The sequence below is a fragment of the Clostridium sp. genome, assembly GCF_016650095.1.
In the GTDB taxonomy this organism is placed as follows: domain Bacteria; phylum Bacillota; class Clostridia; order Clostridiales; family Clostridiaceae; genus Clostridium_AD.
The window spans coordinates 1-11,135 of sequence record NZ_JAENWL010000085.1; the positions used below are offsets into that span (position 1 = coordinate 1).

Here is an 11,135-nt window from a genome sequence, read left to right on the forward strand (position 1 = left end):
GTTTAAAATTTCTTGCTTTGTGTCACCAGCTATAATTCTAAAATATCCATCTGATACCTGTTCAAAATTTTGATGTCTTTCATCTGCTTCATATACTGTTACAGTAAAAGCTAATTTCTCAATGTGAGCAGGTATTAGATTTAAATCTAATTGTATGCTTTCATTATATGCGTCTTTAAGTGTAGTCTTATGGTCCTCGTTAATAAGTACCCCGCCACAAGTGCTCTTAGTGTTTTCATAAAAAATAAAGTCTTTATCTATTGTTTTATTATTTATATCTACCATAAATACTGATGCATCCAAATCAAACTCATCATTACAATTTAAGCTCGTATTATAATCTAACGTCACTATTAATTTTGAAAGATTTTTACAATTTTGGTTTAAGCTCAACTTTTGACCTTTCCCCAGTTTAATGCTTTTCGTAACATCGACAAGTTTTCTTTTTTCCATGTTTTTATTTGGTTTTAATGGAGTATTAACTTTAGCCTCAGTAGTAGTTTGGGGTTGTCCCTTATTTGTACTGTGAGCATTATCTTTATTTGTATGCTGATATGCTCCTACTGCTATTTTTGAAATATTTTCCGGAGTAATTGCAGTCTCAACAATTAATTTCCCATATTGTTTCTTTTTAGATGTTATTTTTTTATTATTAGTATTAATAATCATAGCCACAACAACGTCCCCCTAATCTATTGCAATATTAAGTCCTGAACCTCTTTCGTAAGGTTGGATAATTACAGTTTCTCCCTGAGAATTAAATTCTAACATATACGATTCACCAGAGGTTTGTCCTAGGAAAGTTTTCCAATTTATATCCGCTTTAAAATTAGGATCATTACCTGTCCAACATACTACTGCATCAGGGTCTACGATGCAAGGCGTCTCTAAGATAATTGGGTTACCAGTTGTAGTTATAGCTACCTCCGCATCACTTCCAATTGCTGTTAGGTTCGAAGTAAACATACCCTTTTGAGATATTACACCTGACCCCATAAATCTAACTCCGTATTTACACCCCTCAGTAAAAGCAAGTAAATTTTCTCCTTCAACTCCTACGCTTTGGCCTATTTGTAATGTGATTATACTAACATGCTGGGCTCTGTCCGCCATATAATAACTACCTTTTCCAGTCACTTTCATAATAGGAATATTTTCTCCTGAAAGCTTTCTAGTAGCTAGATTCATTACAGATTTGAATACACTTTTAGTACTATTTGTATCCAACAATACTTTTTCAGATTTAAAACTGCCTTTATAAGCCACCATAGCACCTAATTTAGCGAAAAACTGCCCATCACCTTCTGCGATGCACGTAAGCTCTTGATGATTTCTAAAATTAAACATATGTATTAACTCCTTTCACAATTGCAATATAATTGGCTTTCTCTTGGTTCATTATATATGTTCTCTGAATTTAAATTTAAAAAATTATATATATCTATAGTATATCATAATGTTAAAGTGGATATATAAGCTATAACAACTATTATTGTTATAATTGTTATAATTGTTATATTTATGTAACTTTTACTGATTTACTAGAGTAATATGTAATTGCTAATATAATTATGTTATAATTAAGTATTATAATCAGTACTATATATCCTTTGGAAATACTGATTAATCTAAATAAGTAAATGGAGAATAATTATGCGTTATTTTAATAATATTAACGGTTTACAAGATATTTTTTTTAAACTTCCTTCTTCTTACGGATTATTTTCCTCAAGAGAAGAACTATCATATGCATTAGGCGCATGTTTATATATGCCTGGTACCCGAGAACATTTACTTAAGGACATACTACTGAGTAAAAAAAGGGGTGCACATACTATTACTCTTTGTATTGAAGATTCTGTTTCATCAAGCGAAGTCGCATTCGCTGAAACTAACATTATTAATTTGTTTAAGAGTATCAGCCTTCTTGAAAAAGGTAACTCTTCTTTTATTGATGGTCTTCCCCTTATTTTTATTAGAGTGCGAAATGTTAACCAACTTCAAAAATTACTAAATGAATCACCACTTATGGGTCTTTGCGGCTTTATTTTCCCAAAATTTGATTCCGAACTTGGAGAAAAATACTTTTCTGTACTAAAAGAATATAATCAATGTAATAAAAGAACTCTATACGGAATGCCCATACTTGAAACTCCTATCATACTTCATAAAGAAACTCGAATTGAAGAACTCATTCGCGTAAAACGTATCATAGATTATTATAAGGAATATGTTTTAAACATTCGTATTGGTGGAACAGATTTTTCTGGATTATATAGTCTTAGGCGAAGTAAGGATTTCACCATATACGATCTAGCCGTAGTACGCGACTGTATTAGCGATATAATAAATGTCTTTAAACGTGATGATTATGTAATATCTGGGGTAGTTTGTGAGTATTTTAGTAAAGTTTTAGATTTACATAATAATACTCTTATTAAAGAAACTCTTTTAGATAGAACTAATGGATTAACTGGTAAAACCGTTATACATCCATCACAAGTAAATATAGTAAATTCTCTTCTGGTGATTTCTAAAGAAGAGTATATCGATGCATGCAATATTTTAAACTCATCCCTTGATGGAGTAATAAAGAGCAATTACTCAAATAAAATGAACGAGGTAAAGCCTCATGAAAAATGGGCTAAAGAAATATTGTTAAAATCTAAAATAATGGGGGTATTTGAAGATGGAAAATGTCACACAGAATTACTGCAAGGGATCCATTCACTACAATATAGACAATAGCCTAGAAATATCACTAAATATAAAAGAGAATAAGTGTAACATTCCTGTGTCCAAGCTTTTTACAATGTCAGCAAGAGAAAATAAAAAGAGAGATTTTTTGTTTGTAAGCAAAGTTATAGGAAAACATATGCCCATGATTCCAGATACTCTAAAAATTATTGGAGGGATTTTGGCTCGTCTTTGGATTAATGAAAGAGAGGATTCCGCGGATTATCCTACTACTGAATTAGTTAATTCACTTGTATCACCAGACGTAGCGAGTAGTATGCATAATTCAGATGATATTTTAAGCGAACCTATAAAACTTGCAAACAAAACTCTTTTTATAGGTTTTGCAGAGACTGCTACAGGTCTTGCTCAAGCGGTATTCCAAAATTTTTCAAATGCTACTTATATCCATACTACACGTGAGAAGATAACTTCTATACAGCCTGCACTATTTTTTAACGAAGAGCATTCTCACGCAGTAGAACATTTACTTTTCCCCAGCGAAAATGATTTTTTTAGTAAGTTTGACGATATAGTTTTAATTGACGATGAACTTACTACAGGTAAATCTGCATTAAATTTAATAAAATGCCTTCCGGGGAAACATTTTGGAATAATATCCATCTTGGATTGGAGAGATGCTAACAGCTATAAAATGTTCTTTGACGAAAAAGATATAGATGTTAAAGTATGTTCCTTATTAAAAGGGGATATCAAGTGCAATAAATCAAAAGATATTATTAGTGATGCTGTAACTGTGCCACCTAGCTCTACTAAATTAATTCCATCCAAAGAGTATATTTTCCCAATAGCTGAAAGCATTGAAGGCTATAACAAGTCTACTGGTAGATTTGGAATTACTTCAAGTGATAATTTGAAAATTTTTGAAGAAATTAAATCAATATCAGAAGTGCTTAAAAAAGAAAGAACTACTGGAAATTGTCTTTGTTTAGGAACAGGTGAATTTATATATTTACCTTGCAGTATAAGCGCTTTGCTTGGAGATAATGTTTACTTTCATTCCACTACAAGAAGTCCTGTTCACACTAGAAACATAGATTCTTATGGAAATAAAAATAAAGTTGTTTTTCAAAGCCCTGAGGATGACACTATACCAAACTACATTTATAATATAACTGATAATTTCTATAAACAGGTGTTTTTCTTATCCGAAAAGCCTTTAACCAATGAGAAAAAAGAAGAATTCAATAGGATTTTCTCATATTTTCATGTGGAATCCATTATATTCGTATGCTGGAAAGGCTAATATTTTTTTTAAAAAAACTGCATATAGTAGATAAGTTATAAACCCCCTAAATAATATAAAAAAGAGGTGTAATTAAATGAATCAATGTGTTTTTTCAGGAAGTTACTCTAATGAAGATGTGATATTTCTTCTTAAAGATATATCACACCTGATACTAGAACAAGATAATGAATTTAGAGAAAATGCTATACAAAGTGGAATCCATTATTCTGAAATGTTACCAATAGAATATACTCCCTCAAAAGAATACATGGATATTTTCTATAGCACGTTGCAACAATCAAAAATCAAACTAGCTACTCTTGTTTCTATATTAAGTGAAAAGATTATAGAAGCACGTGGTAAAAATCTTGTTTTGATTTCCCTTGCTAGAGCGGGTACCCCTATTGGAATATTAATTAAAAGATATATAAAGTTCAAATATAATATATCCCTTCCTCATTACAGTATTTCTATAATACGTGATAAAGGCATAGATAAAAATGCCCTTATGTATATATTAAAAAATCACCCAGAAACAAACATACAATTCATTGATGGGTGGACAGGCAAAGGTGTTATTCAACATACATTAACAAAGGCTTGCAAAGAATATTATGAAGAGTTTAATATAACCCTTAATTCAAACCTAGCAGTATTATCTGACCCCGCTCATTGCACCTTTATTTACGGCACAAGAGAGGACTTTCTAATTCCAAGTGCTTGTCTTAATTCTACGGTTTCAGGTCTTGTAAGTAGAACTGTACTTAATGATAAGTTTATTAACAGCGATGATTTTCACGGTGCAAAGTTTTATAGTGAATTAAAATCGGTGGATGTTTCTAATTTCTATATAGATGAAATATGTGCCTGTTTCGACTCCATAGATAATAATTCTCTATCGAATGAACCTAACATCACAGAAATTGCCACTGATATTGAGTATGACGGTAACTCTTTAAGTTGCAAAGGACTTCGCGACATCGAGAGTATTAAACATAAATTTGGCATTAATAATATTAATCTTATAAAGCCTGGAATTGGAGAAACCACGCGAGTACTTCTAAGAAGAATCCCCTTTAAAATACTAGTCGACTCCTTTGATAATCCAAATTTAAAGCATATATTTAAGTTAGCTGAGGAAAAAGATGTCCCAGTAGAAATATATACAGATATGTGCTATTCCTGTTGTGGCATTATTAAAGAAAAAGAAAAAGAAGATATATAATAAGTAATCAAAGGATGTGTTTTTATGATATTTGCATCGGACCTTGATAGCACCCTTATATATTCTTCAAGGCATTGTAAACTAATTAATGAAGAAGAACTTTTTCCTGTGGATTTTTATAATAATAACATGTGCAGTTTTATTACTAAATCCATGCAGGACACACTAAAACATATAAATGAGTCTATGCTCTTTATACCAGTTACCACAAGATCGCCTGAGCAATACACACGAATGAAATACTTTTATGATGTAATAAAACCTAAATACGCCATTGTAGCCAATGGAGGCATAATACTTAAAAATGGCATAGAACTCTCTACTTGGTCAGATATAAGTTCTGCAAAAATTAAAGAAGTTATATCTGTCAGGGATATGATAAAATTATGTAGTTTCTTTTTAGAAAGTGACTTTGTTAAATCATACAAAGCTTGTGAAAATCTATTTGTATACTCCATTTTAGATGAGGAGATGCTAGCTAGTACCTTTACAAATCCCCAAATAACTTTAGATTATTTTGAAGCGTTGCGTTACTTTTGTTCAAAGCACAATTATAGCGTATCAAGGCAAGGCAAAAAGGTATATATAGTCCCTAATTGTATAAATAAATATGATCCTCTAAAATATATAATGGAGCTTGAAAATATAAATACTTTTATAGCTGCTGGTGACTCTCTACTAGACTACCCTATGATTAAACATTCAAATTACGGAATAGTTCCGTCACATGGAGAATTGTTACTTAACCTCCAAGGTGAAAAGCTTGCTAATACTGTATATATTACAAAAGAATCTGGTGTATTCGCAGGTCAAGAAATTTTAGATGTAGTACATGAAGAATTCCACAAAATAAATGATATATCAGAAGATGAAGTATGCTGCTATATTAAGTAATGTTGTAGCCTTCAATGATTTAATAGAAAAGCCCACATTATTGATTTTCGTCAATACTGTGGGCTTTTTTCATTTCATCTACTAAGTTATATTTAATTAAAAAGTCAGTATACTAGTCTACTCTAAGTTGTCTATGCTGCTTTTTTTTCCTCTAATTCTGATTCAACTTCTTGTCCTTTTTTCCCAAAAGATTTCATAATTAATTTTGCAACTTCATTTATTACTATCACAAGTGAAGATACAACAATTATCTTTAACCACATCGTAGCACTTAAAGACACTGCATTAAAGAATTTTGAGAACACTTCTGTTACAACTATTTGTGCTAAAGCTGTAGCACCAATTATCTTTAAGAATATAGTGTTCTTTGTAAGGTTCGGAAATATACTATCTGTACCAAATTCTCTACAGTTAAAGGCATTAAATAATGCACTAAAAGCAAATAATGCAAATAATACTGTCTGCATTTCATTTGCTCCCGTAACTCCTTCTTTTGGAAAACCCGTTCCTAATATGTCAAATTTCATCTGAGCCATGAGAACACATGTTATATATAGTGCATTGGAAATCATGCTCTTTAGCATTTGTTTAGTTATAATACTTGCATTTCTGTTTGTTGGTTTCCTGTTTAAAACAGCATCTCTTACTGGTTCTAGTCCAAGTGATAGTGCTGGGGGACCATCCATTATAATATTTACCCATAAAAGTTGTATTGTAGTGAACGGCATTTGAAAGTCCAACACTACAGATAAGATTGCTGTTAAAAATGCAATAATATTTACAGTTATCTGGAATTGAATAAATCTTTGGAAGTTCTCATAAATACCTCTTCCCCATTTAATTCCTTTTACAATAGTCCCAAAACTATCGTCCGTTAGTATTATATCAGCTGCATTTTTACTAACTTCAGTTCCTGCTATACCCATAGCTATCCCTACATCTGCTTTTGTAAGTGCTGGAGCATCATTTATTCCATCTCCTGTTACAGCAACAACTTCTCCATTACTTTGAAGAGCTTGAACTATTCTCATTTTTGTATCAGGTTTTGATCGTGCCACTATTGAAATAGTAGTTATTTCTTGTCTAAGTTCTTCGTCAGATAATGTATCTATATAAGTAGCCTCAACTGCCCTATATTTACCATTAAGTAGTCCTAATTCTTTTCCTATAGCAATAGCTGTATTAATGTTATCGCCTGTAAGCATTTTTGTTGAAACCCCTGCTTTTTCAGCGGTTTCTACGGCTTCTTTAACATCAAGTCTTAGCGGGTCTCTTATTCCTACGAATCCTGTAAAGACTAAGTCATTTTCTAAAGTACCTTGCTCTGTTGCTATAGCTACCTCTTCAATTATATTTCCATATGCAAATCCAAGTACTCGCATAGATTTTTTCTGAAGTATTTCGATTTCATCTAATATTTCACCTCGTCTTGCTGCATTTAACTCTACTTCAACACAATTAACATGTTCATATTTGCATAAATCAAGAATAATTTCTGGCGCTCCCTTTGTTAATACTGTAGCACCTTCTTTTTCTTCTATAACAGTACTCATTTTCTTGCTCTTTGAACTAAATGGAATTTGATGAGCTATTTTTGCATTTTGTCTTTCTTCGACATAATCACAAGCATCATTGTATAAAAGAAGAGCACATTCTGTTGCACTACCTAAATATTTAACTTCTGAATCATCCTTTTCAATGTCTGCTGTGGAATTTACAAGACAGTTATCTATAAAGTAGTTATTTGAATCGCTTAATTCATCTCTTCCTCTGAATTTACCATTTAAATAAACTTTTTCTACAGTCATTCTGTTTTGAGTAAGTGTACCTGTTTTATCTGAGCATATTACACTTACAGAACCTATTGTTTCACAAGCTTCCTTTTTAGTAACAAGTGCATTTATTTTGGCCATTTTCTGCATAGTTATTGCAAGTGTCATATTTATCATTGTTGGAAGTCCTTCAGGAACAGCTGCAACAATTAGTGCAACACATACAACAAACGCAGTTTTTATTGGTCCAACAGACTCTAAGAATGCAACTACACTGGTAGTGTCTGGTGATATAGTTTTTGCTGCAACCATTTTTATAATCATAACTATAAATAGTATGACAGCTATAGCACTTGATAATTTCGAAATATTTCCACCTAAATCTCCTAGCTTTGCCTGAAGTGGTGTTTGTAAATCACTCTCAACAAGATTTCTAGCTATCTCTCCCATTTCAGAGTTATCTCCTGTGGAAGTAATTACAAAGCTAGCTCTACCATAAGCAACAAGTGTTCCACCAAATACCATATTCAGTTGTTTTGCTGGAATTGGATCTTGTATAATATTTTTATCTTTAGCTTTTATATTTTCCATCTCTATTATAGTTTCTGCTTCTTTGCTTACGTCTTCTGATTCTCCAGTAAGCATATCTTCTCTAACCATTAAATCTATAGTATTTATAAGTCTTCCATCTGCTGGTACCATATCCCCAGTCTCAATTAAAACCACATCACCAGGCACCAAATCAATTTTACTAACTTCAACAATTTTTCCATTACGTAATACTTTTACCTCTATATTTTCCGTCATTTTTGAAAGCGCATCTGCAGCCTTTTGTGATTTCCCTTCTGTAAATATTCCTATACTAATTCCTATTGCTACAGCACATACTATACCAATAGCATCTGCAAACTCTCCTACTAATGCACTAATTACAGCTGCTGCTAAAAGTATCATCATCATAGGCTCCATAATTGCTTCCTTAATACTATCCCATATAGATCCTTTTTCTTGTTTAGTGAATTCGTTAGCTCCATATTTTTCTAGTCTTTCTTTAACCTCTGAACTCGACAACCCTTTACTTCTATCCACTTTAAGCTCATTTAAAACTTTTGAGCTCTGTTCATTAAAATATTTCATGTTATCCACCTTTCTGTGGTTTGTATAGTTTCCATTTACATTAAAATGTAGAAAATGATAAACCCCTCATTTTCTACATCACCGATCTATAATTCATTTAATTTTTTATGCCTATTGGTATCTTTTAACCATTTCACCTAAGCCAGATGAAGTATCTGGTTCTCCTATGGCTGTGAATTTCCATTCACCATTATTACGATAAATCTCAGCAACAAACAAACCTGTTTTACCAGAATATTCTTCTGATAAGTTAAAACGAAGCAGTTCTTTCTTATCTGCAATATTTACTAAACGTATATAAGCATTTTGTATCATGCCAAAATGTTGTTTACGCTTATCTGCAGCATAGATATTAACAACAAAAACTAACTTAGCTATATTTTCTGGTACAGCTGACAGATCAACCATTATTTGTTCATCATCACCATCACCATCGCCGGTAAGATTGTCTCCCATATGCTGAATACTACCACATTTGCTCTTTAAATTACCGAAATAAACCATATTTTCTTTTCCTCTTAGTTTATCATTTTCATCAAGCATTATCACAGAAGCATCGCAATCTATATCTGCTTGCTTACCTCCAAATAATCCTCCAAGTAATCCCTTAGCTGATTGTTGTACTGGATCCCATCCAAGTCCAACCATTGTCTTTTTAAGGCCTGGATTATCTTTTGTTAAATTTATTCTTTGACCCTTTTGTAAATTTATACCCATTTATTTCCATCTCCTTCAAATAACTAGTGTACCTACTCTCACTAATTAATTTAAATATTATATCGCTTTCTATGCATCAAGACCATAATTTTTACAAAGGGCTGCTAATCCGCCTTGAAAACCGCTTCCTGTCGCACTAAATTTCCATTCTCCATTATTCCTATATATTTCACAAAACACCAATGCAGTTTCTACTGAAAAATCCTCTGACAAGTCATACCTTAAGATTTCTTCATTAGTTTCTTCATTTACGACTCTAACAAAAGCATTAGAAATCTGACCAAAATTTTGTGCACGAGCTATAGCATCATCTATAGTTACTGTAATTGCAATTTTATCAATATCTGCTGGTACTTTAGAAAATTCAACGATTAATTGTTCATCATCTCCATCTCCATCTCCAGTTCTATTGTCACCAGTATGTATAACAGCCCCTGTTGAATGCTTTAAATTATTATAAAATATAAAATCTAAATCATTATTAGTTTTTCCATTTGAACCTACTAAAAATGCTGAAGCATCTAAATCAAAATCTACTCCACCTGAATATTTATTTGTATCCCATCCTAGACCTATAATTGCTTTCTTTAAACTTGGGTTTGATTTTGTTAAATCGATTTTTTGACCTTTACTTAAGTTAATTGGCATGATTATTCCTCCTCAATTACTATTTATTTTCATATACTTTACTGGGAATTATTAACCTATATTAATTCCAAAGTTACTGCAAAGTGAACCTAGTCCACCCTCAAATCCACTTCCTACTGCACTGAACTTCCACTCTCCGTTGTTACGATATAACTCAGCTACTACTACTGCAGTTTCAATACTATAATCTTCACTTAAATCATATCTTATTAACTCATTATTATTATTTTCATCCAATATTCTTATAAACGCATTAGAAACCTGACCAAAATTTTGACTTCTCTCAGCAGCCTCGTGAATAGTTACAGTAAAGTTAATTTTCTCAACTGAAGCTGGAACTTTACTTAATTCAATTCTGATTTGTTCATCATCACCCTCACCCTCACCAGTTAAGTTATCTCCTAAATGTGTTACAGAGCCTGCTGCATCCTTTGGATTATTGTAAAAAATAAAATCATTATCAGATGTTACTTTCCCATTTGCTCCAACCAAGAAAGCTGCTGCATCTAGATCAAAAGCAGCTCCACCATCATATTTATTAGTATCCCACCCAAGTCCAACAATAACATTAACAAGACCCGGATTAGTTTTAGTTAAATCTACCTTCTGACCTTTTTTTAAACTAATTGCCACAATACATTCCTCCTCAAATACCACTAAAGTGGTTATATTAAACTTTTATAGTATACTTACTTATTATTAATAATTTCCAAAAATTCAGACATTAATCATTTTATCTATACACTTATGAAAAAAA

General features: G+C 31.9%; 10 protein-coding genes. 4 read left to right on the plus strand and 6 right to left on the minus strand.

Translation table 11 applies throughout. The features are described 5' to 3' along the window. Both JJE11_RS07135 and JJE11_RS07140 read right to left on the minus strand, forming a co-directional pair. Positions 1-669: TerD family protein (locus JJE11_RS07135; protein WP_291634043.1), on the minus strand; the 669-nt coding region annotated here is incomplete at its 3' end. Between the two features lie 18 nt (positions 670-687). After that, on the minus strand, positions 688-1,347 hold the full coding sequence (locus JJE11_RS07140) for an AIM24 family protein (protein ID WP_291634026.1): 660 nt from the start codon (positions 1,345-1,347) through the stop codon (positions 688-690). Positions 1,348-1,653: 306 nt separating this feature from the next. Between JJE11_RS07140 and JJE11_RS07145 the strand changes: the two genes are divergently transcribed. The 4 genes from JJE11_RS07145 (at position 1,654) to JJE11_RS07160 (ending at position 6,104) form a co-directional block, all read left to right on the plus strand. Beyond that, positions 1,654-2,748, plus strand: a complete 1,095-nt coding sequence (locus JJE11_RS07145) for an HpcH/HpaI aldolase/citrate lyase family protein (RefSeq protein WP_291634028.1) — start codon at positions 1,654-1,656, stop codon at positions 2,746-2,748. Continuing rightward, a complete protein-coding gene (locus JJE11_RS07150) occupies positions 2,690-4,003 on the plus strand; it encodes a phosphoribosyltransferase family protein (RefSeq protein WP_291634030.1) in 1,314 nt (437 codons plus the stop codon). The genes JJE11_RS07145 and JJE11_RS07150 overlap by 59 nt, the downstream gene beginning before the upstream one ends. Positions 4,004-4,079: 76 nt before the next feature. Beyond that, positions 4,080-5,210, plus strand: coding sequence for a cysteine protease StiP family protein (locus JJE11_RS07155; protein ID WP_291634032.1), 1,131 nt, complete (start codon positions 4,080-4,082; stop codon positions 5,208-5,210). A 24-nt stretch (positions 5,211-5,234) separates the two neighbouring features. Continuing rightward, positions 5,235-6,104, plus strand: coding sequence for an HAD hydrolase family protein (locus JJE11_RS07160; RefSeq protein ID WP_291634034.1), 870 nt, complete (start codon positions 5,235-5,237; stop codon positions 6,102-6,104). A gap of 131 nt (positions 6,105-6,235) precedes the next feature. Here JJE11_RS07160 and JJE11_RS07165 read toward each other — a convergent pair whose 3' ends face one another. From JJE11_RS07165 to JJE11_RS07180, 4 genes are all read right to left on the minus strand, one after another. Continuing rightward, the gene (locus tag JJE11_RS07165; RefSeq protein WP_291634036.1) at positions 6,236-9,013 is read right to left on the minus strand and encodes a calcium-translocating P-type ATPase, PMCA-type; all 2,778 of its coding nucleotides are present in this window, start codon (positions 9,011-9,013) and stop codon (positions 6,236-6,238) included. Positions 9,014-9,124: 111 nt separating this feature from the next. Continuing rightward, a complete protein-coding gene (locus tag JJE11_RS07170; RefSeq protein WP_291634038.1) occupies positions 9,125-9,730 on the minus strand; it encodes a TerD family protein in 606 nt (201 codons plus the stop codon). 69 nt (positions 9,731-9,799) lie between these two features. Then, the gene (locus JJE11_RS07175; RefSeq protein WP_291634040.1) at positions 9,800-10,378 is read right to left on the minus strand and encodes a TerD family protein; all 579 of its coding nucleotides are present in this window, start codon (positions 10,376-10,378) and stop codon (positions 9,800-9,802) included. Positions 10,379-10,429: 51 nt separating this feature from the next. Beyond that, positions 10,430-11,014, minus strand: coding sequence for a TerD family protein (locus tag JJE11_RS07180; RefSeq protein WP_366927915.1), 585 nt, complete (start codon positions 11,012-11,014; stop codon positions 10,430-10,432). Positions 11,015-11,135: the final 121 nt, after the last annotated feature.